This is a genomic window from Methylobacterium sp. NPDC097929, assembly GCF_049543375.1.
Taxonomy (GTDB): domain Bacteria; phylum Pseudomonadota; class Alphaproteobacteria; order Rhizobiales; family Beijerinckiaceae; genus Methylobacterium.
Window position 1 is genome coordinate 130,090 of sequence record NZ_JBMVEP010000008.1, and the last position, 26,328, is coordinate 156,417.

Annotated in this window: 22 protein-coding genes and 1 pseudogene; 16 read left to right on the forward strand and 7 right to left on the reverse strand. The window is 70.6% G+C overall.

Going from position 1 to position 26,328, the window contains the following annotated elements:
* Positions 1-209: 209 nt before the first annotated feature.
* Positions 210-722 (reverse strand): protein phosphatase CheZ, encoded by a 513-nt coding sequence (locus ACPCJR_RS18400; RefSeq protein WP_391513262.1) that lies wholly within the window; start codon positions 720-722, stop codon positions 210-212.
* Positions 723-1,251: 529 nt separating this feature from the next.
* Positions 1,252-1,704, reverse strand: coding sequence for a type II secretion system major pseudopilin GspG (gene gspG, locus ACPCJR_RS18405; RefSeq protein WP_391513260.1), 453 nt, complete (start codon positions 1,702-1,704; stop codon positions 1,252-1,254).
* A gap of 197 nt (positions 1,705-1,901) precedes the next feature.
* Here gspG and ACPCJR_RS18410 point away from each other — a divergent pair, with 197 nt between their 5' ends.
* Together ACPCJR_RS18410 and ACPCJR_RS18415 are read left to right on the forward strand one after the other, a co-directional pair.
* On the forward strand, positions 1,902-2,888 hold the full coding sequence (locus ACPCJR_RS18410; protein ID WP_391513258.1) for a hypothetical protein: 987 nt from the start codon (positions 1,902-1,904) through the stop codon (positions 2,886-2,888).
* 6 nt (positions 2,889-2,894) lie between these two features.
* Positions 2,895-3,368 carry a prepilin peptidase gene (locus ACPCJR_RS18415; protein WP_391513256.1) on the forward strand — a complete coding sequence of 158 codons (474 nt, stop codon included), beginning with the start codon at positions 2,895-2,897 and terminating at the stop codon, positions 3,366-3,368.
* Positions 3,369-3,414: 46 nt separating this feature from the next.
* On the opposite strand, the gene ACPCJR_RS18420 is transcribed toward ACPCJR_RS18415, so the two are convergent.
* Positions 3,415-4,626 (reverse strand): type II secretion system F family protein, encoded by a 1,212-nt coding sequence (locus tag ACPCJR_RS18420; protein WP_391513254.1) that lies wholly within the window; start codon positions 4,624-4,626, stop codon positions 3,415-3,417.
* The gene (locus ACPCJR_RS18425; protein WP_391513252.1) at positions 4,626-6,359 is read right to left on the reverse strand and encodes a GspE/PulE family protein; all 1,734 of its coding nucleotides are present in this window, start codon (positions 6,357-6,359) and stop codon (positions 4,626-4,628) included. Before ACPCJR_RS18425 ends, ACPCJR_RS18420 begins: the two co-directional genes overlap by 1 nt.
* A 158-nt stretch (positions 6,360-6,517) precedes the next feature.
* On the opposite strand from ACPCJR_RS18425, the gene ACPCJR_RS18430 reads away from it, so the two are divergent.
* Genes ACPCJR_RS18430 through ACPCJR_RS18440 form a run of 3 tightly spaced genes read left to right on the forward strand, consistent with a single transcriptional unit; the run spans position 6,518 to position 8,663 of the window.
* Positions 6,518-7,606 carry a hypothetical protein gene (locus ACPCJR_RS18430; protein WP_391513250.1) on the forward strand — a complete coding sequence of 363 codons (1,089 nt, stop codon included), beginning with the start codon at positions 6,518-6,520 and terminating at the stop codon, positions 7,604-7,606.
* Positions 7,607-7,608: 2 nt separating this feature from the next.
* On the forward strand, positions 7,609-8,139 hold the full coding sequence (locus tag ACPCJR_RS18435; RefSeq protein WP_391513248.1) for a GspMb/PilO family protein: 531 nt from the start codon (positions 7,609-7,611) through the stop codon (positions 8,137-8,139).
* Positions 8,136-8,663, forward strand: coding sequence for a hypothetical protein (locus tag ACPCJR_RS18440; protein WP_391513246.1), 528 nt, complete (start codon positions 8,136-8,138; stop codon positions 8,661-8,663). The genes ACPCJR_RS18435 and ACPCJR_RS18440 overlap by 4 nt, the downstream gene beginning before the upstream one ends.
* Positions 8,664-8,696: 33 nt before the next feature.
* On the opposite strand, the gene gspD is transcribed toward ACPCJR_RS18440, so the two are convergent.
* Positions 8,697-11,045: a type II secretion system secretin GspD gene (gene gspD / locus ACPCJR_RS18445; RefSeq protein ID WP_391513244.1), complete on the reverse strand. Its 2,349-nt coding sequence runs from the start codon at positions 11,043-11,045 to the stop codon at positions 8,697-8,699.
* A 516-nt stretch (positions 11,046-11,561) separates the two neighbouring features.
* On the opposite strand from gspD, the gene ACPCJR_RS18450 reads away from it, so the two are divergent.
* From ACPCJR_RS18450 to ACPCJR_RS18475, 6 genes are all read left to right on the forward strand, one after another.
* Positions 11,562-12,344 (forward strand): SCO family protein, encoded by a 783-nt coding sequence (locus tag ACPCJR_RS18450; protein WP_391513242.1) that lies wholly within the window; start codon positions 11,562-11,564, stop codon positions 12,342-12,344.
* Between the two features lie 28 nt (positions 12,345-12,372).
* Complete coding sequence (locus ACPCJR_RS18455; protein WP_391513240.1) at positions 12,373-15,543, forward strand: RICIN domain-containing protein; 3,171 nt, start codon at positions 12,373-12,375, stop codon at positions 15,541-15,543.
* 217 nt (positions 15,544-15,760) lie between these two features.
* Positions 15,761-16,234: a GspH/FimT family pseudopilin gene (locus ACPCJR_RS18460; protein WP_391513238.1), complete on the forward strand. Its 474-nt coding sequence runs from the start codon at positions 15,761-15,763 to the stop codon at positions 16,232-16,234.
* Entirely contained in the window at positions 16,231-16,677 is a 447-nt protein-coding gene (locus ACPCJR_RS18465) for a type II secretion system protein (RefSeq protein ID WP_391513236.1), read from the forward strand. Before ACPCJR_RS18460 ends, ACPCJR_RS18465 begins: the two co-directional genes overlap by 4 nt.
* A complete protein-coding gene (locus ACPCJR_RS18470; protein ID WP_391513234.1) occupies positions 16,664-17,293 on the forward strand; it encodes a prepilin-type N-terminal cleavage/methylation domain-containing protein in 630 nt (209 codons plus the stop codon). The genes ACPCJR_RS18465 and ACPCJR_RS18470 overlap by 14 nt, the downstream gene beginning before the upstream one ends.
* Positions 17,290-18,225, forward strand: a complete 936-nt coding sequence (locus tag ACPCJR_RS18475) for a general secretion pathway protein GspK (RefSeq protein WP_391513232.1) — start codon at positions 17,290-17,292, stop codon at positions 18,223-18,225. The genes ACPCJR_RS18470 and ACPCJR_RS18475 overlap by 4 nt, the downstream gene beginning before the upstream one ends.
* Before the next feature lie 48 nt (positions 18,226-18,273).
* Here the strand turns inward: ACPCJR_RS18475 and ACPCJR_RS18480 are convergent.
* Both ACPCJR_RS18480 and modA read right to left on the reverse strand, forming a co-directional pair.
* A pseudogene (locus ACPCJR_RS18480) lies at positions 18,274-18,432 on the reverse strand (molybdate ABC transporter permease subunit); the annotation flags it as partial.
* A 63-nt stretch (positions 18,433-18,495) separates the two neighbouring features.
* Positions 18,496-19,287, reverse strand: coding sequence for a molybdate ABC transporter substrate-binding protein (modA, locus tag ACPCJR_RS18485; RefSeq protein ID WP_391513433.1), 792 nt, complete (start codon positions 19,285-19,287; stop codon positions 18,496-18,498).
* 319 nt (positions 19,288-19,606) lie between these two features.
* Here modA and ACPCJR_RS18490 point away from each other — a divergent pair, with 319 nt between their 5' ends.
* The 5 genes from ACPCJR_RS18490 (at position 19,607) to ACPCJR_RS18510 (ending at position 25,922) form a co-directional block, all read left to right on the forward strand.
* Complete coding sequence (locus ACPCJR_RS18490; RefSeq protein ID WP_391513229.1) at positions 19,607-19,843, forward strand: hypothetical protein; 237 nt, start codon at positions 19,607-19,609, stop codon at positions 19,841-19,843.
* 97 nt (positions 19,844-19,940) lie between these two features.
* Complete coding sequence (locus ACPCJR_RS18495) at positions 19,941-20,285, forward strand: winged helix-turn-helix domain-containing protein (protein ID WP_391513227.1); 345 nt, start codon at positions 19,941-19,943, stop codon at positions 20,283-20,285.
* 493 nt (positions 20,286-20,778) lie between these two features.
* Positions 20,779-22,416, forward strand: coding sequence for an OFA family MFS transporter (locus ACPCJR_RS18500; protein ID WP_391513225.1), 1,638 nt, complete (start codon positions 20,779-20,781; stop codon positions 22,414-22,416).
* Positions 22,417-22,545: 129 nt separating this feature from the next.
* Positions 22,546-23,916, forward strand: coding sequence for a sigma-54 dependent transcriptional regulator (locus ACPCJR_RS18505; RefSeq protein WP_331288348.1), 1,371 nt, complete (start codon positions 22,546-22,548; stop codon positions 23,914-23,916).
* Complete coding sequence (locus ACPCJR_RS18510) at positions 23,904-25,922, forward strand: sensor histidine kinase (RefSeq protein WP_391513431.1); 2,019 nt, start codon at positions 23,904-23,906, stop codon at positions 25,920-25,922. The genes ACPCJR_RS18505 and ACPCJR_RS18510 overlap by 13 nt, the downstream gene beginning before the upstream one ends.
* Positions 25,923-26,328: the final 406 nt, after the last annotated feature.

The window sequence follows — 26,328 nt, forward strand, 5'->3', positions numbered from 1 at the left end:
AAGCCGTTGCGATCGGGTGAAAGGCCTTCACCAGTACAGGCTCGAGGCCCCATCATTCCCTGAGGGATCGCATCGGCCGCGTCAGCCCGCCGATCGTGGATCCGATACGCCAAGCCGAGATCGAGGCCGCCCGCAGGATCCGCGCTCCGGTCCGGACCGTCCGTGATCAGGAGGATCTGCCGCATCGTGGGATCTCGCCGCCGGACGGACTACGGGAACATCGCGTCGATGGCGTCCTGGGACACGCACGCTGCACCGGGGAGCGCCGGACCGTTCAGGAGCGCGGCCTCGCCGCGACGCTCGCGACGCGCCGGTTTCGGCGCAGCCGGCGCTGCGTCCGGGCCGGACCAGAGGCGCATCATCTCGGCGATCCGCTCCTCGACGAACTCGATCGTCTTCACCACTTTCGAGATGCGCTGGCCGGTGAGGTCTTGGAAGTTGCAGGCCTCGAAGATCGTCTGCATCTGATCCTGGATGGCCTTCGCGTCCGCCCGGGTGGCGTCGTCCCGAGCCCGCCTCGCGATGCCGCGGGCCAGGGCGTCGACGGCCTCCGAGGTCGAGAGGATCGTGTCGGTGGCCTGCTCGGTCCCCTGAACCACAGCGTTCAACTCGTCGCAGGTGCGGCCGGCCTCTTGTTCATGCCGCAGGTCGGCGATCTCCCGCCGCGTCCGCTCGATTGCCGTCGAGATCGCGGCCAGATGACTTTGCAAGAGGGCGGGCAAGAGGGCGGAGCTCTCTTCGAGCCCAGGGGCATTTAGTCTACCATGAGTCATGTCGTCCGACTGCATTATCATTCCGACAGACTGGACTTAGCTGCATAACATTAATCAATTCCGAGTGTCGTTACAGCTCTCTCCCATTGTATGGTTCTCTTGACTGGCCCGGCATCGCGTCAGTCGGGTCACGCCGGAAAAGCTCACCACGCCAAGGAGGATGGTGGCTGTCCAAATCCTCCGGTCATGCATCGGTAAAATAACGTATCTGTGTAAGTTGAGATCGGCGTGAATGGCAGTTGCTCCGATCGTCATCCGCCCGTTCCTCTTGCCGGCCTCGGTTCGCCACCTCGCGTCCGAGAGTTACGCCGGGCTCCTGCGCGGCGCCCTGGCCGAGGGGAACAGCGTGACCTTCGAGGCCGAGCAGGATGATGGCGTCCCGCCGAGCCTCGACGCCTTCGCCTGCGGCCGGGTGCTCACCCCTCGGAACAGGGTGTGCCGTGCAACCAGACATCAAGGTTTCCGGATGGCCACGAAATCAGTTGCTCGCGACGTCGGAGGCGTCGTCCGAGCCGCCGACCTTCATGTCGCTGCCCAGAGAGTAGATCTCGTAGGGTTTGCCTTTCGAGCCGGGGGAACGGTAGAGATAGGGCTGGTTCCACGGATCCATCAGGCCTCGAGTGTCCCGGATATACGGGCCGCGCCAGGTCGCGCCCGTGGATTGGACGAGGGCCTGAAGGCCCTGCTGGCCCGTCGGGTAGGTCCCTTGATCAAGATAGTATAGCTCGACCGCCTGAGCGATATTCTTGACCTGAATGCGTGCCGTCTCGCTCTTGGCGCGGCCGAGATAGCCGATCACCTGCGGCGTCACCATCGTGGCGATCATGCCGATGATCGCGAGGACGACGAGGAGTTCGACCAGGGAGAACCCGGCTTCGGCCGACCGGGCGCAGGCGTCGTCCCGCTCTGAACCCCGCTCTGGGTGAGACATCGTCGCCGCCGTCCAAATCGCGAGTGGATGGGCCGACGATGGGGTGCGAAGCCTAAGAATCCCCTGCCTTGCCTCGGCTTCGGGGGCGATCCGGACCGAGATACACCGGAATTTTTTGATCTTTGTTATGTCTTCCGTGGGATCGTCCTGGGGGAGAACCGCCGGGATTCGACCCGATTGCGGCTCCGGGGGCGTTCATGCGGCGGCCTGGTATCATCTCGAAGCTCCGGCGCCCGGTGCCGGTTCTGCTCATCGTGCTCGCGGTGAACCTGTTCGCGTTTCAGGGGCCGGCGGCGTTCGCGGCCGCGCCCGAGACGCTCCTGAGCCTGCCGCTGCCGGCGCCGCTGCCGCCCGTCCGGCTGCTCACGATCCTGGTCGGTCTTCACCTGCTCGGCCTGTGCTTCGGCCTCGGCGGGGCGACGATGCTCGATTTCTGGATCTTGCGCTGGATGCGCTGGGGCGGCTTGCCGAACGAGATCGCGCGCACCTTCCTGTTCGTCAGCAAGGTGGTGACGGTCGGGCTCGTCCTCCTCTGGGTCTCGGGCCTCGGCTTCCTGGCCGTCTATGCAGTCGAGGCACCCGAGAAGCTCTCGAACCCGAAGCTGGTCGCCAAGATCACGGTGGTCGCGGTGCTGACGGTGAACGGATGGCTGATCCATGCCCTCGTCCTGCCGGGCGTGCTGCGCGACGTGAGCCGGCCGATGTTCGACGGCGTTTCGCGCCTGCGCACCGGGGTCTTCCTGATCTCCGGGGCGGTCTCGGGTGTCTCGTGGTACACGGCCTTCGCGCTGGGCCTCATGCGCGAGCTGAACGGGCGCGTCACGGCGGGCCTCCTGCTGGCGCTCTGGTCTGCCGCCCTGGTCGCCGCCGGCCTCGCGGCCTACGCCTTCTGGCAGTTTCTGCGTCGGCGCAGCCTCGGCGCGCGGCCCGACGGCGGCGAACCGGATCCGGTTCCCGACCTCCCGTCCTGGGAAGCGCTCCGGCGCCGGATCGGCGCCCGTCTTCGCCGCTCGGGTTCGGCTGCCGCGCCGATGTCGCCCGCTCCGGTCGCGGATCTGCGCGCGCGCGACCGCGACGGCACGGAAACCGTGGCACCGCATCCGATGCGGGCGGTGCCGCTGGGCATCACCTGCGCGCAGGAGAGCCGGATCGCCGCCCTCATGGCGCGGTTGGTCTCGGCCTGAAGCGCTGTGGATCTCGGCGACCCGGCCCTCGCGGCGCTGCTGCCGCTGCCGCTCACCCTCGCGGTGAGCCTGATCGACCTGCGCCGCCGCATCATTCCCGATGGGCTGAACCTCGCCCTGCTCGTTCTCGGGGTCGGCTGTGCCGCTCTTCACGGTCCCGCCTTCGCGGCGGCCGGGGCGAGCCTGGCCCAGGCGGCCTGCGCGTTCCTGCTGCTCTGGACCTTGCGCGCCGCCTATGCGCGCCTGCGCGGGCGGACGGGGCTCGGTCTGGGCGACGTGAAATTCATCGCCGCCGCCACCGCCTGGACCGGCTTGGCCGGCCTGCCGTTGCTGCTGCTCGTGGCCAGCACCAGCGCGCTGGCGGCGCTCGCACTGGCCGCCCTCGCGGGGCGGCGGGTGGATCGGGCGTTCCGGCTGCCCTTCGGTCCGTTCCTGGCCCTCGGGCTGCACGTGGCGCTGTGGGTCGGAGCCCTCGGTTGAGGGCGTTCGGCGGGTCGGGCGCGCGGCGGCGGCCCGGCCTTCCGGATCACTGCACGAGTTGACCGACGCTCATGATCGCGCCCATGACCGAGATGATCAGGCCGCCGATCAGGCCGCCGATGGTCACGGTCACCAGGGGGGTGAGGAGCGCGAGCAGGCGGTCGATGCGCTGGCGCGTCTGGGTCTCGTGCATCTCGGCGGCGTGGAGGAGGACGGGGCCGAGGCGGTTCACCTGCTCGCCGCTTGCGATGAGGTTGAGGGTCGAGGGCGCGTGCGGCTTCAGGCTGGCGAGGCCCGAGGCGAGGCTCCCGCCCTCGGTGAGCCGGCGGCCCGCCTCGTCGAGGGCGGCGCGGAACACCCGGTTGCCCGCGAGCGGGCGCGTGGCGGCCACCGCGTCCGGGATCGGCACCTCGGCGCAGAGCAGCGTGCCGAGCACCCGGCAGATGCGCCCGAGCTCGATCCCCGTCACGATCTCGCGCACCAGCGGCAGGCGCAAAGCCAGCCGTCCGCGGGCGGCGGCGAAGCCGGGCTCGCGCCAGATCCGGGCGAGCACGAGGCCGACGAGGGCGGCCCCGCCGAGCATCACCGGCCAGCCCGTGCTGATCGCGTCGCCCAAAGCCGCGGCGGCGCGCATGGCGAAGGGCGGCGGGCGGCCGCTGCCCTCGAACAGCGGCGTGAGCGCGGGCACCAGCACCACGACGATCATCACCAGCGTCCCGATCGCCATCAGCACCAGCAGGGCCGGGTAGATCATCGCCGAGGTGAGGTGGCGGCGCACGGCGTCGCGGCGCTCGATCGCGCTCGTCAGCGAGCCGATCACCGCCTCGAGCGTGCCGGTCGCCTCGCCGGCCCGCACGATGTCGACCATGTCGCGGGAGAACGCCTGCGGATGGGCCGCCATCGCCCGCGACAGCGAGGCGCCGGCGACCACCCGCTCGAGAATGTCGGCCAGCACGGGCTTGAGCGCGGCCGACGCCTGCCGCTCGACGAGGCGCAGCGCCCGGTCGACGGTGAGCCCGGCCCCGATGAGCGTTCCGAATTCCCGCAGGAAGGCGAGCCGCGCGGCGTCGTCGACCCGGTCGCGGCCGAACAGGTCGCGGGTCCAGATCGAGGCCGAGGCGGCGGCGGGCTCGATGGCGAAGACCTGGAGCCCGTCGGCCCGCAGCTGCGCCACCGCGCGCTGGCGGTTGTCGGCCTCGATCCGGCCGGCGCGGGCGCTGCCGTCGGCGGCGTAGGCCTGGTAGGCGAAGCGCGGCATCAGATCTGACCCTCCAGCACGCGGGCGATCTCGTCGAGGGTGGTGTCGCCGGCGATCACCCGGGCCCGGCCGCTCTCGACGAGGCTCGCCATGCCGGCGGCGCGCGCCCGGGCGGCGATGGGCCCCTCGCCGGCCCCCGAGGCGATCAGCCCGCGCAAGTCCCCGTCGAGCGGCATGATCTCGGACACGACCATCCGCCCGCGATAGCCGCTGCCGTTGCAGGCCGCGCAGCCGCAGGCGCGCTTGAGGCTCAAGGGGGAGCCCGGCTCGACCCCGAGGCGCAGGCGCTCCTGATCGGTGGCGGGGGCGGGCGTCGCGCAGGCGGCGCAGAGCCGGCGCACGAGGCGCTGGGCGACGACGCCGTTGAGCGTCGCGGCGATGAGGTAGGGCTCGACGCCCATGTCCATCAGCCGGGTAATGGTGGCGGGGGCGGAGTTGGTGTGCAGCGTCGAGACCACGAGATGGCCGGTGAGCGAGGCCTGCACAGCGATGCGGGCGGTCTCGCCGTCGCGGATCTCGCCGACCATCACCACGTCCGGATCCTGGCGCAGGATCGAGCGGAGGGCTGCGGCGAAGTCGAGGCCGATGCCGGGATGGGCCTGCACCTGATTGACGCCGGCCATCCGGTACTCGACCGGATCCTCCACCGTCACGACCTTGAGATGCGGCCCGTTGATGCGCCGCAGGGCCGCGTAGAGCGTCGTGGTCTTGCCCGAGCCGGTCGGGCCGGTGACGAGGACGAGGCCGTTGGGGCGGCTCGTCATCGCCTCGATCCGACGGATCGCCGGCGCATCGAAACCGAGGGAGGCGAAATCCTCGACCCGGCGCGACCCGTCGAGGATGCGCAGCACCACGCTCTCGCCGTGGGCGGTGGGCAGGGTCGAGACGCGGATGTCGACGTCCTGGCCGCGGTCGGGCGCCTTCATGCGCCCGTCCTGCGGCAGGCGCCGCTCGGCGATGTTGAGCCCGGCCTGGATCTTGATGCGGGTGGTCAGCGCGAGCTGCATCGATTTGGCCAGCCGCTCGGCCTCGACCAGCACGCCGTCGACGCGGTAGCGCACCCGCATGTCGGCCTCCTCCGCTTCCAAGTGAATGTCGGAGGCCGACAGCTCGAAGGCTTTCCGCACGAGGCGGGCGGAGAGGCGCACGATCGGCGCCTGGCTCGCCACGTCGGCGAGCCGGGCGAGGTCGTCGTCGAGGGCGCCGCCCTCGTCGTCGGAGGCGGCGTCGCCGTAGAGGGCGCGGTGGGCCCGCTCGAAGCTGCCGGGGCCGACGAGGCGGCACGCGATCGACCGATCGGTCAAATGCGCCAGGGCGGCCGGAATGTCAGGGTCGAATGGATCGACCAGGGCGACGACGAGGCGGCCGGGCGCCTCGGCCAGCGGGAGCACCCGGGCGCGGGCGCAGTAATCGGCGCCGATCAGTTCGGGCAGGACCGGCGCGGGGGGCAGATCGGACTCCTGCAGCACGTCGAGCCCGGTCGCCTCCGACAGGGCGGCGACGAGGGCCGCCTCGTAAACGAGGCCGAGTTCGGCGAGCAGGACCGGCAGCGGCCGCTTGCCCGGCAGGTCGAGGGCGGCGAGCGCACGCTCGTGCCCGGCCGCGTCGAGGAGGCCCTTGGCGGCGAGGGCTTCAACGAAGGCGCGGGCGGTGTCCCGGCGGTCCCGGCTCTGGCCGCGCTGGTCCGGTCGGATCCGCCGCGGACGGCTCTTCGAACCCCAGACGCTCAGCATGGTGCGGCCCTCGGGACCGCGCCGAACGCGCCCGGGTGCCCGCCGTCCCGGGCCCCGCGCCGGAGACGGGTCCTTTAAGCCGACGTAAACACCGCCAGCCTTAACAAGTCCTCTCGCGGCCCGCCCTTCGCGGCCCGCCTTCCGGGACCGTCCGATCCGTGCCTGCCATCGAAGCCCCCGCGCCGGGACGCGTGCTCCCCCCGCTCGGCGCGACCGGGCGCACGGCCCTGCGCGAAGGCCTCGACACCACGGCGCATTGGCTCGGTCTCGGCGAGGTCCGAACCGACCGCGAGGCCGCGCCCCTCCTGATCCGGCTCGGCGCCCCCGGCGCGACGGACGTCACGGTGATCGACCGGCGCGAGGCGGAGCCCCGCACGCATCGGCTCGATCCGGGCGCCGACGATGTCGTCGCGCGCCTGGACGCGATCCGCGGCGCTCAGGCCGGGGTGAGCGCCAAGATCCTGCTCGATCCAGCTCTCTGCTTCATCCGCTCGCTCAGCCTGCCGAGCGCCGCCCTGCCGCGGATGCGCGCGGTGCTGGGGCAGGAGCTCGAGGCGACCACGCCTTTCAAGCCCGAGAGCGTGCACAGCGATTGGTACGTCGAGAGCGAGGACGTGCCGGCGCGGATGCTTCGTGTCCGGCACGTCGTGGTCAAGCGGGGACGGCTCGATCCGCTCCTCGCCGCCCTCGCGGAGGCCGGCATCGCGGCGGGCCCGGTCACGGTCGGGACCGACGAGACGCGGACCATGCCGGTCGATCTCCTGACGGGGGGGCACCGCACCTTCCAGGGCCTCGTCGGGCCGAGCCGGGGCAACCTCGCGCTTCTGACGGGAGCGGCTCTGCTCCTCCTGACCGCCTTCTGGGGCTTTCGCGCTCATCAGGATGCGACCCTCTCCGCTCTCGACACGGCCTTCGCCGACGCGCGCCGGGTTGCCGGGCCGGCGGTGCCGCAGCCGATCCTGGCCGGCACCGCCGCGATCCTGGCCCGCCGCGCCCCGCCGCTCGCCCGGACCTGGGACGCGCTGGCCGCGGCACTGCCGGATTCCGCCTCGGCCACGGAGCTGCACGTCGACGCCGACGGCGCGCAGCTGACCCTCTCGGTCGCGGACGAGGCCGCGGCGCTCGCCGCGCTGGCCCGCGTGCCGGGGTTCGGCGCACCGTTCCTTCAGGAATCCTCCTCCGGTGCCGAGGGGAGGCGCCGTCTCGTCGTCCTCCTGCCACGCACCGATCGCGGGGCGCAGCCGTGAGGATGCCGCCGCTCCCGCCCGCCCTGCGGGCACCGCTCCTCGGGATCGTGGCGCTCGCCCTGATCGTCGCCCTGGCCGTGGGCCCCGTTTCGGGGGCGATCGAGGCGCAGGAGCAGATCGCCGCGGCCCGCGAGCGGCTCACGCGGGCGCAGGCGGCGGCCCTCCGACCTCCGCAGCGGGCGCCCCTCGTCGCGGCGGATGCGGAGGCTCTGCTCGCCGCCTTCCGCACCCGTCTCGACGCGCTCGCCGCGGAGCGCGCCGCGGTGATCGACACGGCCACGGTCGAGCCGGACCCGGCCGAGCCGACCTTGCCGCGCCTGCGCGCCGACCTGCGCGGCACCGCCGAGGGGCTGTACGGCCTCCTGCACGTCCTCGAAAGCGAGGCGCCGCTGATCGCCGTCGAGGAGGCGGATCTCAGCCTTCAGCGGCCCGCCGACGCCGAGACCGGCCGGCCGACGGTGATGCGCGCGCGCCTGACCGTGCGCGGGCTCGTGCCGCTCCCGAAGCCGGAAGCGGGAGGGCGGGGACCATGAGGTCGGTCACGAGGCGCGCGACGAGACCCTCGCTCGATGCCGGGCTGCGTACCCTCGCCGCCAGCGGCGCCGGGCCGCGCGCCCTGTTCGCCGCGGCGGCGGCCTTGGCGGCGGCGGCTTTCGCCTGGCCCGTCCATGTCGATCCGGCGCCGCCGCCAGCCGCGGCCGTCGCGTCGCCCCGTCCCGGCGAGACCGCGTTGCTCCGGCCCCTGTTCGATCCCAGCCGGCGCGACTGGACCGCGCGCGGCAGCCGCGACGCGGTTCTGGAGGGCGAGCCGCACCGCCCCGTCCTGATCGTGCGGGGCATCCTGCTCGATGGGGCGGCGGCGCGCGCGCTGATCGACGACGGGACGCCGGATCGGGTTTGGCTCGGTCCCGGCGAGGGGCGCGGGGACTGGCGCATCACGGCGATCACGGCGGACAGCGTGAGCGTGGATCAGGGCGGGCGGCCCTTCACGGCGGCGTTCATGGGCCCTCCGGCGACGCTGCGCCCGCTGCCGCTCGCCCCGGCCCTGAGGCGCTGACGCGGGCGCCGCCGGATCCCGGCGACGGAGCGCTCAGTCGATCATCCGTCTGAGGATGCCTTCGATGCCCGGGAGCTGGGCCGCCATCGGCGGCGGGGCCGGCACGGGCCGGATCGGCATCATCGCCTTGAGCTGCTGGCGGAAATCCTCGGCGATGCGGTCGGCCTCCGCCGTCCCGCGGATCACTTTGGGCCGGATGAACACGATCAATTCCGTGCGCACGCGCTCGTCGACCCGGTTGCGGAAGGCGGGTCCGACGACGGGCAGGTCGCCCAGGACCGGGACGACCTCGTTGACGATCTGCGCCTTCTCCTGGACGAGGCCGCCGATGGCGAGGCTGTGACCGTCGCTCACCGCGACGCTCGTGGCCACCCGCCGCTGGCGGATGGTCGGCGAGTTGATGGCCGATGTCGTCGTCTTCACGACGTCGCTGACTTCCTGATTGATATCGAGAACCACAAGGCCGTTCTTGTTGACCCGCGGCGTCACCGAGAGGATGACGCCGGTGTCCTTCATCTCGATCTGGTTGAGGATCGGCGCGTTCGCGGACAGGGCGCTCTGGCCGGTCTGCTGCACGATCGGCACCTGATCGCCGACCTGCAGCTTGGCGGTGCGGTTGTCGAGCACCGTGATGTTGGGCGAGGAGATGACGTTGACCCGCGTCACGCCCTGCAGCGCGTTGAGCACGACGTTGAAGTCGGCGGCGTTCAGCAGGTAGTTGAAGCCCGGCACGCCCCCCGCCGCAGCCTTGATGAGCGCCTGGGTGCCGGAAACGGACCCGTTGCCGAAGGTGTCCTTCTGGACGTTGTTGAACTGCGACCGGCCGTTGTTCAGGAACCACTGCACCCCGAAGCGCAGGTCGTTGTTGAGGGTCACCTCGGCGATCACGGTCTCCAGCAACACCTGGGTCGGCATCGCATCGAGGCGGCCGAGGATGCGCAGGATCTTGTCGTACTGGTCGCGCGTGGCCGAGATGACGAGGCTGTTGTTGGCCTCGTCCGCGACGATGCCGATGGCATCGCGCCGCCCGTAGCCCCCGGCATAGCCCCCCATCGCGCCCGGATCCGCACCGTAGCCCCCTCCGAACGGCTGCACCCCGCCGTAGGGGCCGCCGCCCACGACGCTCGGCGCGGGACCGGCCTGCCCGAAGCCGAGCCCCGTCGAGGCCGGGCTCGTCACGGCCGATGCGCCCGCTCCGAAGCCCGAGCCTCCGAAGGCCTGGGACGAGGATTGACCCGGGGCTTGGCTCCCCATGGCCGCCGACCCCGCACCGAAGGTCGCGGGGTTGCTGCCGTATCCGGCCGGCCCGACGCCGGCTCCGGACATGTCCGAGCCGATGCCGCCGTAGGCCGCGCCGCCGGTCGCGAAGCCGGCCGCCGCGGCGCCGGATCCGACCGGCATGCCGGTCTCGGCCGCGACGACCCCCTGGAGTACCTGGGCGAGTTCCTTCGCCGAGCGGTTCTGGATGCGGTAGACGAAGAGCTGGCGCTCCCGCTCGGCGGCGAGCGATTCCAGCTGCTCGAGCCACGCGCGGGCGCGATCGAGATAGACCGCGCGGGAGGTGACCACGAGGATCGCGCTGAGCGCCTCGTTGGGCACGAAACGGATCATGTCGCCTGTTCCGGCGACCTCGCCGTTGAAGATCTGCGAGAGATCGCGGGCGATGGTGCGGGGATTGACGCTGCGCACCGGCAGCATCGCCGTCGACATGCCGCGCATCCAATCGACGTCGAACACCTCGATGGTCTGGCGTAACGCCCGGATCTGCCCGGCATCCCCCGACAGGATCAGCAAATTTCGCGTGCGGTCGGCCCGAAGCACGACCTCGCGCGGGGCGGCCGAGGCGAGGATGGCCTGCATCTCGGCGGCGGCGATCCAGCGCAGCGGGACGACGACGGCCCCGGCCTCCGCGCTCGGCCCCTGCACCGGCTGCACGCCCGCGCCGTCGAACGGCACGATCAGGGCGGTGCGTCCCCGGCGGCGCAGGAGGAGGCCGCGGCTTCCCAGCGCGGTCTCGAACATCGCCAGCAGCCCGTCGCGCGTGATCGGACCGCCCGTCTGCAGGGTGATCGTGCCCGAGGCGCGCTCGTCGAGGGTGTAGCCCCAGCCGAGGGTGTCGGCCAGGACCGCCTTCGCCGCCACCGGCAGGGGCGCCTCGATGAGATTGAGCGTGACCATCCCGCCCGGCAGCGGCGCCCGGGCCGGGGCCTCGCCGCCCACCAGTCGGTCCGTCCCGCGCAGGACGATGCCGGCGGACCCGCGCCGCGCGGTGACGGATGCCCCGGCCGCCGGGCCGAGGCCCTCCGCCGGCTCGGCGGCGAGCGCCGCGCCGGAGGCGGCGAAGACGAGCCCCGCTCCGACGACATATGCCCCCCACCTCATGTCGTCGCCGACCTTTCACGCCCCGATCCGTTCGCAGCGGGACGCTAGGGATTTATGGTTAATGAGGAGTTGAAATGCGTCGCGCGATTCGTGAAAGACTGCATCGGACTTGCGGAGAGGAAAAACTTTAACAGTATATATCTCGATATATAACCTAAGTTATAAAATAATCATCCGATTTCCTCCGTATTGATGCCGAAATGATTTTCGCGGTGCAAGACGTGTGGATCGAGCGCGAATTTTATCATTTGACGCAAGGCGAATGTGTTGCCAGTCCATTCTGGATTTGGAGCGGGTCGATCCGTACGAATGGGTCGATGTTGGCCCAATCACTCCGATTTCATCAGCATATGCCGTGATGGGCCATTTTATTACGGGTTCAAAGAAAGTCGAAACCGATCGTCATGTTGCGATGTCGATTTGAGACATGATCGATTTCAGATCGAGATGTAGGGTTCTGGAATGCTACATTAATATATTGAATCGACCCACCTTGATCAGGCCTCGATCTTGCAGATGGGTCGTCAGGATTTATTGAGGATACTGGAAGAGGCGAACACCTTGCCCGGCAAGCGTCACCCCCTGTCAATCTTTCGCGACCAACATTTGCAACGTTCGGCGCCCGTTCCGGTCGCTCCTCCCGCAGTGTTGTCGATGTCGAAGAAGATCGCGGCGGCGTGTCTGACTCTTGTCCTGGCCGCCATCCTCCCATCCGGCAAAGCCGGGGCCGATCGCGACCCGCGGCAGAGCGGGCGTAGCGAACTCGACGCGTTCCTGTGGCCGGGCGCCGCGCCGCCACGCCGGCTGGACCAGCACGGCGACCGTCTCCGGCCCGACGCCCTGCGCGACCGGCTCGTCGTCGTGTCCTTCGTCCACGCCGAATGCACGATCACCTGCGCCGTGCGTACGCTCGACCTCGACAAGCTGGCGCATGCGTTGCCCGCTCCCTTGCGCGATCGGGTGGCCTTCCTGGCCATCGACACGGACCCGGCCCGCGGCGGCCCGGCGCGCCTGCGCGCCTTTGCCGAAGGCCTGCTCGGCCGGGCCACCCGGCTGCGCTTCCTCGACAGCGACGAGGCTTCGACCGCGGCGCTCGCCGCGGCGCTCCGCTATCCGCCCGGGGCCCTTCCCGAACCGCCGCCGACCATCCTCGTCTTCGATCGGACCGGCCGGATGGCGATGACCTACGGCAGCGACCCGGTCGACGGGGCGCGCCTGCTGCAGGACCTCACTCTTCTCGAGACCTTCGAGGACGGGGTCGGCCGCCCGCCACGCGGTGCGGCCCGGGATCCTGCCTGATCTTCCAACAAAAAAGGGGGAGTACATCATGACACGGTTGAAGCCGGCCGAGGGCCGGAGGTGGGCGCGTGCCCGCCAAGTGGCCTTGCTCTCGGCCACGATGCTGGCGACGGGTTTTCATTCCGCCGAGGCCGCCCGTTTCGGCATCGTCGTCAATCCGGCGCAGGACCCGCTCTTTGCCGGGCTCCAGATCCCCGACAGCGCGCCGACCCTCGGCATGTGGTCGGGCGTGCGCCCCTGGCCGATGAACGCGATGCACATGGGCCTGCTGCCCAGCGGCAAGGTCGTGTCCTTCGGCACCGCCAGCGGCCGGCCCGACGTTCAGGACGGACGCACCTTCGCGATCTGGGATCCCTATAGCGGCCTCGACCGCAACAGCCACGTGATCCTGCCGGGACCGCGGCGGGTCAACAGCTTCTGCGCCGCGCAGGCCTTCCAGGCGGACGGCTCGCTCCTGATCCCGGGCGGCATCTTCGAGGACGGCAACGACAAGGGCAGCGCGGTCCTCAACGCGGCGGCCAACGGCGTGACCGCCACGGCGGCGCAACTCGCCCACGACCGCTACTATTCCACCATGCTCACCCTGCCCAACGGGCAGCAGGTCATCGTGGGCGGCTCCTATCCCTATCTCGGCGGATGGGCCGATCCCGACGGCGATATCGGCCGCGGCTGGATGACCGGAATGACCCCCGAGGTCTATGACGGAAACACTTGGCGCAGCCTGTTCGGCGCCAACAGCCGGGAGGCCTTCGGCCCGGATTTCAACCGGTTCTGGTATCCGCGCGCCTGGATCGCGCCGAACGGACAGGTCTTCGGCATCTCCTCCGAGCGGATGTGGTACCTCGACGCGGCCGGGAACGGATCGGTCCGCACCCTGCCGTTCCGGGAGGCGCAGCGCGAGGCCCGCACGGCGGCCGACGCGCCGAATGTCGGGCCCAACTCGACCGCCGCGATGTACGAGCCTGGCAAAATCATCCAGGTCGGCGGCAACGCCTATTCCAACGGCGAGGGCTTCCTGTCGAGCAGCCGCGCCACGCTGATCGACATCAACGGGGCCGCGCCGGTCCTGACCGAGACCGCCCCAATGTCCACGGGACGGAGCTGGGCCAACGCGACCGTGCTGCCCACCGGTCAGGTGCTCGTGACCGGCGGCAGCCGCTACAACGACCGCGGCGGCGGCGACGTGGTGCTGTCCAGCGAGAACTGGGACCCGAGGACCGGCCGCTGGTCGGTCGGCGCTTCGGGCGCGATCTACCGCGGCTATCACTCCTCGGCCATGCTGCTGCAGAACGGGGCGCTGGTCGTCGCCGGCGGCGGCGCCCCCGGTCCCGTCCTCAACGAGAACGCCGAGTTCTACTATCCGCCCTACCTGTTCACGACCGTGAACGGCCGGGCTGCCCTCGCGCCGCGTCCGCAGATCCTCAGCCTGACGACGAACCGGCTGCAATACGGCCAGACGATGCAGTTCGAGTTCGGATCGCCGAACGGAATCGCGCAGGTGGTGCTGATCGGGCTGAGCCAGGTCACCCACAGCTTCAACTTCACGCAGCGCCGCTACCCGGTCGCCTTCACCCAGACGGATCAGGCCGTCTCGTTCCAGGGACCGCCCTCCGGCAACGTGGTGCCGCCCGGCTACTACCAGCTGATCGCGATCGACCGTAACGGCGTTCCATCTCCCGGTGTGATCATCGGGGTCGGCCCGGTCGCCGCGCCGACGCAATCGATGACGCCGATCTTCGGCACGCCGGCGACGCCGGGCAATGGCGGGGGCGGCGGGAATGGCGACACCGCAGGCGGCGGCTCCGGAACCGGCGGCGGCACGGGCGGCGGCACCAATCCGGGGACGGATCCCGGCGGTACGGGAGGGGCCGAGGGCACGACGCTCAAGGCCGCGCATTCCGGGCTGTGTCTCTCGGTGCCCGCCGGTAACGGCAATGACGGCGCGGCCGTGACCCAGCAGGCCTGTACCGGTTCCGCCGAGCAGCTCTGGCGGGTGCGGGCGGTCGCGGGCGGCTCCGCCCTCGTCAACGCCGCCAGCGGCAAGTGTCTCGATATCAGCCTCGCACGCCAGCCGCTCGCCAACGGCGCCCAGGTCTACCAGTGGGGCTGCCACGGCGGCGCCAACCAAGCCTGGACGACGCGGGCGCAGGGCGGCGGCAACGCCTACGTCTCGGCTGCGGCCAACCTCTGCCTCGACGTCCTCGGGGTCTCGCCCCAGGCCGGGGCCGCGACGGTGGCGTGGGCCTGTACCGGCGGCGCCAACCAGACCTTCTTGGGCAGCGGCACCGCGACCGGGGGGGGAACCGGCAATACGGCCGGCAATCCCCTCAAGGCCGCGCATTCCGGGCTGTGCCTCTCGGTGCCCGCCGGCAACGGCAACGACGGCGCGGCCGTGACCCAGCAGGTCTGTACCGGTTCCGCCGAGCAGCTCTGGCGGGTCCGGGCGGTCGCGGGCGGCTCCGCCCTCGTCAACGCCGCCAGCGGCAAGTGCCTCGATATCAGCCTCGCACGCCAGCCGCTCGCCAACGGCACCCAGGTCTACCAGTGGGGCTGTCACGGCGGCGCCAACCAGGCCTGGACGACGCGGGCGCAGGGCGGCGGCAACGCCTACGTCTCGGCTGCGGCCAACCTCTGCCTCGACGTCCTCGGGGGCTCGCCCCAGGCTGGGGCCGCGACGGTGGCGTGGGCCTGCACCGGCGGCGCCAACCAGACCTTCTCGGGCAGCGGCACCGCGACCGGGGGTGGGACTGGCGGCGGAACCGGCAATACGGCCGGCATGCCGCTCAGGGCCGGGCATTCCGGGCTGTGCCTCTCGGTGCCCGCCGGCAACGGCAACGATGGGGCGGCCGTGACCCAGCAGGTCTGCACCGGTTCCGCCGAACAGCTCTGGCGGGTGCGGGCGGTCGCGGGCGGCTCGGCCCTCGTCAACGCCGCCAGCGGCAAGTGCCTCGACGCCAGCCTGGAACGCCCGCCGCTCGCCAACGGCACGCAGGTCTACCAGTGGGGCTGCCACGGTGGCGCCAACCAGGCCTGGACGACGCGGGCGCAGGGCGGCGGCAACGCGCTCCTCACGGCGGCGGCGCCCAATCTTTGTGTCGATGTCCTCGGGATTTCGCCCCAGGCCGGCGCCGCGACCGTGGTCTGGGCCTGCACCGGCGGCGCCAACCAGACCTTCTCGAGCGCCGTCCTGACCCAGTGAGGTCCGTGCGCCCCGCCTAAGCCGACCTCGGCCCGGCGGGGCGCTCTCTGATCCAGCAACCGCGGCCGTGCCCGATCCGCCGTGACCGGGCACGGCCGCGATGCATCTGGCCTCGGGGCGGCGGACGGCATCGATCCGAAAGGAATACGCCGTAGCGTCGACCCGGGCAGGGTCAGGTGGCTGCACGGCCGGCAGACCGGGAGAACAGGAGCCAGCCATGAGCGGCGGAGCGTGCCTCGAGCGGCCGGCGGCGACGGCCTGCGACGGCTTCACGCTGATCGAGATGCTGGTGACGCTGGCGATCCTCGCCCTCGCCGCCACCCTCGGCTCGCGCTCCATCGTCCTGGCCGAGGGCACGCGGCAGCCGGGCCGGATTGCCGGCAGCATCGCGGCCGAGATCGACCGGTTGCGGGCCGAGGCGATCCGCACGGGCCAGACCGTGCGTCTCGTCTACGACCCGGAGGCAGGCCGCTTCCTCAGCTCCCGTCCGGGCGCAGCGCCGATCCCGGCCGAAGCCCTTCAGGTCAGCGTGACCGTTCCGGCTTCGGGCCGCGGCGCACCGGGCGAAATCCGGCTCCTGCCCGACGGCAGCGCCTCGGGCGGGCGCATCGCGCTTCTCGGACGGAGGGCCGGGGCGGTCGTGACGGTCGCGCCCCTGACCGGCCGTGTGCGCTGGGAGCCGCAGCCTTGAGCCGCCTTCAGCGATTGCGGCGACGTTTCCGCCGACTGACCCGCGGGGGCGCCGGGCGGCCGCCGCCTCCGGGCGAGGCGGGCTTCACCATCGCCGAGGTGCTCGTGGCCTTCGCGGTGGCGAGCCTCGGCACGATCGTCGCCCTGGAGATCGCCGGCTCGACCGCCACCGGCATCCGTCGCCTCGACAGCGCGCGGGTCAGCCTGGACGAGGCCGAGGGCATCGCGCTGCGCCACGTCGCGGCAGGCCCGCTCCGGCCGGGACTGGTCCAGGGCACCTTCTCGGACGGCCGCGTCTGGACGCTTCGTGTCACCGATACCCGACCGGCCTTCGGCCGGATGCACGTCCCCCCCTTCTTTCTGATTCAGGTGTTCCGCGGCGAAGCGGGGAGCGAGGCGGTCTACACGACGCTGACCTCGGGAGACGCTGATGGCCGAAGCTGAGTCGGAGGCCGGCTTCACCCTGATCGAGATGGTCGTCTGCCTCGCGCTGGCGGCGCTGCTCGGCGTGTTGATGGTCAGTGCGATCCGCGTGGCGGGCACGGCCTCGGCTGCGGCTGGCTTCGCCGCAACCGTGGAAGAGGTGCAATCCGTCCGGGAACACCTGCGCCGGACGCTCGGCAGTCTCACGCCGCGTCGGATCGACGGGGCAGGTCCGGCCCTGCAGGGCGGACCGAACGGCCTGCGGGCCGCGATCGGCGCCGATCAGACCCTGGAACGGCCCGTTGATCTCACCGTCGCCCTGAACGGCCTTCCACGGGACGACGGTCGCTTCGACCTCGTCGAGAGCCGCGCGCCGCTCGAAAGCCTGCCGGGCTTGACGCGCGCGGGCGGGGTCTCGGAACCGTCGGAAGTTCTGCTGCAAGGCATCGCCGGTTTTTCAATCCGCTATTTCGGGGCGCTCAAGGATGGCACCCGGCCGACTTGGTACCCGGCTTGGCCACCGGCTGGCGACGAGGCTGGCCGCCTGCCCGGCCTCGTCGAGATCCAGATCGTCTTCGCGCCCGGTGACCCACGGCGTTGGACCCCGCTCGTCATCGCTCTCGGCAACCGGCGATGAACCCGCGGAGCCCGTCCGCGGGCGTGCGCCGCACGCAGCCCGGCTCGGAGCAGGAGGCCGGTTTCGTCCTCCTGTCGGTGCTCGGCATCCTCACCGTGGTGAGCGCGATCCTGGCCGGCGCGCTGCTGCAGGTCCGCTCCAGCACGGCTTTGACGCAGGCGCGCGGACAGATCGTGCAGCTCCAGGGGATCGCCGACGGGATCACCCGTCTGATCGCCTACGATCTCGGCGTGCGGCGAACCTACCGCCTCGCCGGCCTCGACCTCCCGGAAGACGGCACCGTCGTCGCCTGTCCCCTCGACCATGGCCGGACCGCCTTCGTGTCGTTGCAGGACCAGGGGCGCCTCATCGACCTGAACAAGACCCCGCGGCCGGCGATGGAAGAGGCGTTCCGCCTGCTCGGCGTGCCGGACCGAACGGTCCTCGCCGTCGCCGCCGAAATCATCGACTACCGCGACGCCGACGATGAGCCCGAACCCCATGGCGGCGCCGAACTGCCGCAATACCGCGCTCGCGGTCTCATATGGGGGCCGCGCAATGCACCGTTCGCCAGCGTGGACGAGATCGAGCGACTGCCTTCGATGACGCCGGATGTCGCCGCGATCCTGCGACCGGTGCTGACCGTCTACAACGAGGGCGGTCGCTTCGACCTCGCTGCCCTGATCGCCCGGGTTCGGCCCTCCGCCGGTCGCTCGCTGCCGGGCGGGGCAGCTCCCGTCCCTTCCCCACGCCAGAATTTCCGAATGTCGATTGCGGTCGAGGGGAAGGGCGCCCGCGCCGGCCGCACGGCCGTCTACGCGCTCGGCGGCACGCGCACGGGCACCGATTTCCTCGTCTGGCAGCCCACCGTCCCAACGCCGGCTCCGGCTGCCGCGCACCCCGCTTGCGTGAAGATCGCGGCGGTCCTTCTGGCTGGCTCAAGCGCGCCCTGAGGCGCAGGGTGCTGTGCGGTTCTTCCGGGCGACGCCGATGATGATACGGACGGCGACGGCCGACAGCCGCATCGCCCGCACCATCCGCGGGAAGCCCATCACCGTGCAGGCGAGCGCCGCGCCGGTCCAGCGGAACGAGAACAGAATGCCGATCGCCGCGAACCCCGCGCCCAAACCCGGGAGCAACAGGTCGCCGATCACATGGGGCACAGCGGCCGGTGCACGCCCGTGTCGGGCACGGCCTTCACGTGTCGGGCGTGAGCCGGTCCATCACGGCGCGGCAGTGGCCGAATGGTTCAGCACGGTGAAACCCTGCTTCTCGAAAGCCGCCTTGGCGGCCGGTCCGCGCAGATAGCTCAGCAGGGCCGGCGCGTCCGGATTGCGCGAATCCCTGGTGATCGCGACCGGGTAGACGATCGCCGGGTGGCTGTCGGCGGGGAAGGTGGCGACGATCTTCACGTTCGCGTCCGCCGCCGCGTCGGTGGCGTAGACGATGCCGAGCGGCGCCTCGCCGCGCGAGACGAGAAGCAGGGCCGCCCGCACGCTCTCGGCCTGCGCGATCCTGTCCTTCACCCCCGCCCAGCCGCCGAGCTTCTCCAGCGCCGCCTTGCCGTACTTGCCGGCCGGCACCGCATCGACATTGCCCATGGCGAGCTTGCCGGAACCGAGCGCCGGCGTGAGATCGAGGCCGGGGGCCATCTTCACCTCGACGGTCGCGTCCTTCGGAGCAATCAGCACGATGCTGTTGGCCAGAAGGCTCACCCGCGTGTCGGGCCGGATGAGATCCTTCTTGGCGAGATAGTCCATCCAGTCGAGGTCGGCCGAGAAGAACAGGTCGGCAGGCGCGCCCTGCTCGATCTGCTTGGCCAGCGCGTTCGAGGCCGCGTACGAGACCTTGGGGGCCGGCTTGTCCTCCTTGGCGTAGCGTCCGGCGATGTCGTCGAGGGCGTTCTTCAGGCTCGCGGCGGCGAACACGGTCGGCGCTTCCGCCGCCGATGCGGGAAGTGTCCCCGCCAGAGTGATGGCGAGGAGACCGGCCAGAAAACGGGTGCGGGAGAGCATGGCCATACGGGAACGATCCTGTGTCGAACGAGGGGAGGGGGTTCCGGCGGCCTTGGGCAGGCTCGCCATGTCGATGACGAAGCAGTGCTTCACGTCGCTCTTCAGCAGGCGACCGTAAGCGCTCTCGATCCGATCGATCGGGATCATCTCGATCGCGACGTCGTTCGCGCCCGGATCACGGCGCTCGAAGGAGAAGAGTGCCAGCTTTGTCCCGGCGCCGGTCGCCGCATCGCCCGTGCAGGTGAACATGCGCGTGTCTCCGCGATGATGGCGCCCGAATCAGCCGGGCCGGCGTGCAGCCCCGCTCACGCTATATACGGTGAAGCATAGCCTCGACCAGGGCCGATCGGCTCTTCCCGAGGGACGGGATGCGCTGAGGACGGAGCCGTCGCCCGAGTGTTCCGTCCTGGCGGCTCAGGACAACGCCACGCTGACGGGGCTGGCGCTTGCCGACGCCCCTGCCGACGCCCTCGTCATCCGCCCGGCCGATGCGCCTCCGGCCGCGCCGGGCGATCCGGTCACGGTCATCCGCTTCGATCTCATTCCTGGCTTTTGAAGGGGAGAGCGCATCGGCCCGCGTCGGCAGCGATGACGCCGACCTCGTCTTCGTCCCTTCGGGCGCTTAGAACCCATCGAACTGCGCGAGGAGACCGATGGCCCGCTTGAGCATCCGCATCGATCTCGGGCCGGATCGGCGGATCGGGCCGGGCAAGGTCCAACTTCTCGAGGCGATCGCCGAGCACGGCTCGATCTCCGCCGCGGGGCGGGCGCTGGGCATGTCCTACCGCCGGGCCTGGCTCCTCGTCGAGGACATGAACAAGAGCTTCGGGCGCCCGGTGATCGAGGCGCAGATCGGGGGCAAGGCGGGCGGCGGGGCCCGGCTCTCGGCTTTCGGCACCGACGTCGTCGCGCATTACCGGGCGATCGAGCGCGCCGCCGAGAAGGCGGCCGCTCCGTTCCTGGCCCGCCTGACGCAACCGGTCGATCCGGCCGCATAAGGTCTCCGGCTCGGAATGGCTCCGGCCAAGGCGCCCGTTCTGCGTCACGCTCGTTATATCTGTTTCAATATAGCACTTCCATGGAGTCGCTTGTGACGCACGGCTCTTGTCAAGACGCCCCCGTCCTGCTCGCCCTGAAATCGGGCGCCGGACGCCCCGCTCCCCTGTCGCCCGAGGCTGTCGCGGCGGCGGAGCGTCTGCGGGACCGGCTTTGCGGATCTGGATGAGGAAGCGATCGAAGCGTGGCAGTCGATGCACGCGGCCGAGAATTGGCATCGGGCGGGCGAAGAGCAAGGTCATTTTGTCCATCCTCGAAGCCGCCAAGAGCGGGTGAAGTCGACAATTTGTCCAGACGATCTCCGGTGCCGGATTTAATCAAATCATTGCGTCGCATCGATAAAATCAATTTCTGCGCAGATGGCTCGGACATTGCTGTCGAGATCTCCGAAGGGCGGCGAAGACCGCACCTCGAGGAATCGCGCCAGGAGGATTCATGTCCGTCAGCATTGCCGTCGAACCCGGCTTTTTCAGTCGTGAGCGCACCGTCGCCGCACCCAGCTTCAACCGCTGGCTCGTGCCGCCGGCCGCACTCGCGATCCATCTCTGCATCGGCATGGCCTACGGCTTCAGCGTGTTCTGGCTGCCGCTCTCGCGCGCCGTCGGCATCACGCAGCCGGTCGCCTGCCCGGCCGAGATGGGCTTCCTCGGTTCCCTGGTTGCGACGGGCTGCGACTGGAAGATCAGCCAGCTCGGCTGGATGTACACGCTGTTCTTCGTGCTGCTCGGCTGCTCCGCGGCGATCTGGGGCGGCTGGCTGGAGCGCGCCGGGCCGCGCAAGGCCGGCCTCGTCTCGGCCCTGTGCTGGTGCGGCGGCCTGCTGATCTCCGCGCTTGGCGTCTACCTGCACCAGCTCTGGATGCTCTGGCTCGGCTCCGGCGTCATCGGCGGCATCGGTCTCGGTCTCGGCTACATCTCGCCCGTCTCGACGCTGATCAAGTGGTTTCCCGACCGGCGCGGCATGGCCACCGGCATGGCGATCATGGGCTTCGGCGGCGGCGCGATGATCGGCGCACCTTTGGCCGACTGGCTGATGCGCCAGTTCGCGACCCCGACCTCCGTCGGCGTCTGGCAGACCTTCGCGGCGATGGCCGTCATCTACGCCGTGTTCATGACAGCGGGTGCCCTCGGCTACCGCGTGCCGCGCGAGGACTGGAAGCCGGCCGGCTGGACGCCGCCCGCCACGAGCAAGAGCGCAATGGTCTCGTCGCGCAACGTCGATCTCGGCGTCGCGACCCGCACGCCGCAATTCTGGCTGATCTGGGCCGCGCTCTGCCTCAACGTGTCGGCCGGCATCGGCGTGATCGGCATGGCCTCGCCGATGCTGCAGGAGATGTTCGGCGGCCGCCTGATCGGGCTCGACGTTCCTTTCGGTCAACTCGACGCCGCGCAGAAGGCGCAGATCGCGGCCATCGCCGCGGGTTTCACCGGGCTGCTGAGCCTGTGCAACATCGGCGGACGCTTCCTGTGGGCGACCTCGTCGGACAGGCTCGGGCGCAAGCTCACCTTCGCGATCTTCTTCCTGCTCGGCATCGTGCTCTACGCCGCGGTGCCGACGCTGGCGGGCCTCGGCACGACGCTGTTCTTCGTGCTCGCGGTCGGCATCATCATCTCGATGTATGGCGGCGGCTTTGCCACGGTGCCGGCCTATCTCGCCGACATGTTCGGGACCAAGATGGTCGGCGCGATCCACGGCCGTCTGCTGACGGCCTGGGCGACGGCAGGCATCCTCGGCCCGGTGCTCGTCAACTACCTGCGCGAGTACCAGATCGCCGCGGGCCTGCCCAACGCGCAGGCCTATAACCAGACCATGTACATCCTGGCCGGGCTCCTCGTCCTCGGCCTGATCTGCAACCTCCTGGTCCGGCCGGTCGCGGCGCGTCACTACATGGCCGAGGAGAAGGCAACGCCCGCCGCTCTCCGCCCGGCGACCCAGTCCTCGCTCGGCGCAACGCCGACAGCCGAGCGCACGGCCTCGCCCGTGCTCGTGGTGCTGGCCTGGGCGGCGGTCGGCGTGCCGCTCGCAATCGGCGTGCTGATCACGCTCCAGAAGACGGCGATCCTGTTGCATTGACGCGCCCCTGCCACCCGCCGGCTCTCCGCCGGCGGGTCGGCGCATCGCCACCGAGAGGAAATTCCCCTAAGCAGGCATCGCTCCGGGCCTGCTTGCGGCAGCCCCTCCCGCTGGCCCGATCGCGGTTCCATGACAGACGGCCCAGGCGCGACAGACGCTTCCGCTGCGACCAGCGACCCCTGGCTCGCCAAGGCGCAGATCCTCGTCGTCGACGACGAGCCCGGCATGCGCAACTTTCTGGTCCGGACGCTGGCGCCGCGCTGCGCCCGGGTCGAGGCGGTCGGCGATACCGTCGCCGCGGGCCGGCTGATCGAGGCGAGCAGCTTCGACCTCATCATCCTCGACAACATCCTGGGTGGACGCACGGGACTGTCCTGGCTCGCGGATCTGCGGCGCGACGGCCTGTTCACGGAAGTGATCCTGATCACCGCCTTCGCCGATCTCGAGACGGCGATCGAGGCCGTGCGGGCGGGCGCGGCCGACTTCGTGCTCAAGCCGTTTCGCACCAAGCAGATCCTCAACGCCGTCGTGCGCTGCCTCGACCGCTCGGCCCTGCGGCGGGAGAACTTCGTCCTGCGCCGCCAGTTGAGCCCGCCGACCCGGTCGCAGGCCGCCGGGCGCATCGTCGGGGTGTCGGCGCAGATGGTGCGCACCCGCGATCTCGTCGCCCGCGCCGCGGCGACCCGCAGCACCGTGCTCGTCACCGGCGAGTCGGGAACGGCCAAGGAGGTCACGGCGCGCGCGTTGCACGAGCAGTCCGCCTTCGCCGACCGGCCGTTCGTACCGGTGAATTGCGGAGCGATCGCCGCCGACATCATCGAGAGCGAGCTGTTCGGCCACGTGAAGGGCGCCTTCACCAGCGCCGCCTCCTCGCGGGAGGGGCTGTTCTTCTACGCCCAGGGCGGCACGCTTTTCCTCGACGAGATCGCCGAACTGCCGCTCGCGTTGCAGGCGAAGCTCCTGCGGGTGATCGAGGACCGCAAGGTCCGCCCCGTCGGCTCGGACCGCGAGATCCCGATCGACGTCCGCCTGATCGCCGCGACCAATGCCGACCTCGCCGAGCGGGTCGCGGCCGGACAGTTCCGCGCCGACCTCTATTACCGGCTCGACGTCATCCGCATCCATCTGCCGCCGCTGCGCGAGCGCGTCGAGGACATCGAGCCGCTCGCGCGGATGTTCATGGACCAGCTCTCCGCTCAGCTCGGCCTCGCGCCGCTTCCCATTCCGCCGAGCGCGCTGCAGCGCTTCGAATCCTACGCGTGGCCGGGCAACGCCCGCGAGCTTCGCAACCGGATCGAGCGCGCCCTGATCCTCGGGACCTTCGGCGAGCCGGAGGCTGGAATGCCCGCTGAACCCCGGACCGACGACCTCGCCGAGGTCGAGAAGCGCCATATTCTGCGGGTGCTCGCCGCCGCCGACGGCAATCGGGCCGAAGCGGCGCGCCGGCTCGGCGTCTCGCGCAAAACCCTCGACCGCAAATGCGCGGAATGGAATGCGTGAGCGATCCGGGAACGCCTGACCCATCCGCGAGCGGCTGGCATCCGCGTTCGGTTCGCACACGGCTGCTCACCCTCGCACTGCTCCCGATGGGGGCCGTGCTGCCCGTCGTCCTCGGCTTCGCCCTGTTCTGGTGGCTCGGGCAATTCGATGCGCTCCTCGTCTCCAAGGCGCACGACGACCTGATCATCGCGCGCCAGTATCTGCGCCGGATCATGGAGCGCGGCGACGAGCAGATCGCGGCGCTCGGACAGTCGACGGCCTTCGCGGAGGCGGCTCGCGCAGGCCGGCTCGACACCCTTCTGGAGGAGAGGCGGACGGCGCTCGGCCTCGACTTCCTCTACGTGACCGCTGCCGACGGTGCGATCCTGGCCGCCTCGCCGGCCGGAGCGAGACCTTCGGGCAACGCGCGGTGGCGGGTCGTCGGCGCCGCGCTCGGCGGCAAGCCGGAGACCGCGATCGACCTGTTCGACGCCGAGGCGATGGACGCGGTCTCTCCCGGTCTGGCGGCACGCGCCCGCCTCGATCTGGTGCCGACGACGGCCGCCGCCGAGACCGATCGCACGGTCGAGACCCGAGGCCTCGTCATCCACTCCGCCAGCCCCGCGCCGCTGCCCGACAGAAGGGCAGGCGCGCTCGTCGGCGGCTCGCTGCTGAACGGCAATCTCGGCTTCGTCGACACTCTCAACGACCTGATCTACGCCCATGCCGACCTGCCCGGCGGCAGCCAGGGCACGGCGACGCTTTTCCTCGACGACGTGCGCGTCGCGACCAACGTGCGCCTGTTCGGCAACCGCCGCGCGCTCGGCACCCGCGTCTCGAAGGAGGTGCGCGACGCCGTGCTCGGCCAGGGCCGCCTGTGGCTCGACAGCGCCTTCGTGGTCAACGACCGCTACATCTCGGCCTACGAGCCGGTTGCCGACAGCACCGGCCAGCGCGTCGGCATGCTCTATGTCGGCTTCCTCGAACGCCCGTTCCGTCTGGCGCGCTGGGCGATGGTGGCGGCGGTGGTGGCCGCCTTCGCGCTTGCCGCCCTCGTGACGGTTCCGTTCCTCCTCCGCCTCGCCCGGGCGATCTTCAAGCCGTTGGAGCGGATGAACCGTACGATCGCGGCCGTCGATGCCGGCGATCTCGGCGCACGGACCGGCACCGTGTCCAGTCAGGACGAGATCGGGCTCGTGGCGCGCCGCTTCGACGAACTGCTCGACCGTCTCCAGGCGCGCGACGCGGAATTGCGGGCCTTCGCGCGCGAACTCGATGCCCGCGTCGAGGAGCGCACGCGCCAGCTCGAGGAGACCCGCCGGCAACTCGTCATGTCCGAGAAGCTGGCCTCGATCGGTGAGATCACGGCCGGCGTGGCGCATGAGATCAACAATCCGATCGCCGTGATCCAGGGCAACCTCGAAGTCGCACGCGAGGCGCTTGGCCCCGCCGCCGAGGAGGTCCGCACCGAGTTCGATCTGATCGACCAGCAGGTCCACCGGGTGAACATGATCGTCACCCGTCTGCTGCAATTCGCCCGGCCGGACGAGTATGCCGGCTATGTCGAGACGGTCATGCCGGCCGATGTCGTCACCGATTGCCTCGTGCTCGTTCGCCACCTCCTCGAACGTGCCGCCATTCTGATCGAGAGGGAGGACATCGCCACCCGCACGGTCGAAGTCAGTCGGACCGAGCTGCAGCAGGTCGCGATCAACCTCATGGTCAACGCCATCCACGCCATGCCGGAGGGCGGGCGGCTCCGCCTGAGGACGCGGGACGAGGACCGCTCCGGCATCGAAGGGGTCGCGATCGAGGTGGCGGATACCGGTGTCGGCATCCCCGCCGACCGGCTGCGCAAGATCTTCGACCCGTTCTTCACCACCCGCACGCATGGCGGCACGGGACTAGGCCTCTCGATCAGCTACACGCTGATTGCCCGCTACGGCGGCTCCATCACGGTCGATAGTGCGTTGGAGCGCGGCTCGACCTTCGTGATCTGGCTTCCGGCCGTTCGTCGTCCGAACTGATGGGATGCATTTGTCCCGGTACGACTTGGGCACTTTGCGGTCGGATGGCAGCCGGAAGCGGCATCGACAATGCGGGCATTGTACGAGCGGGACGAGCGCCACGAACAACCGGCCGATGATGGCCTGCCGCACGGCGGGCAGGCTTGGAGACGACGGCGGTCCCGGTAGGCGGTCGACCTTTTCTCCCCGACCCGTTCGTTCGGGCTGGGCGAGGCGCAGGTGCTGCAGGGAGGCGGGCCGCCATCAACAGGCGGCCCGATGCTTCTATGGCTTCAAGTCAGGGCTGGGCGACGGGACGGGAGTTATCCTTGTCCCATTCGCCCAGCGGGCCGACTGTGGCTCACTCTACGAGCGGGCACTCTTTGCATGCGGACCAACAAAGGTGCTCGCCACAACAGCCGGCGGG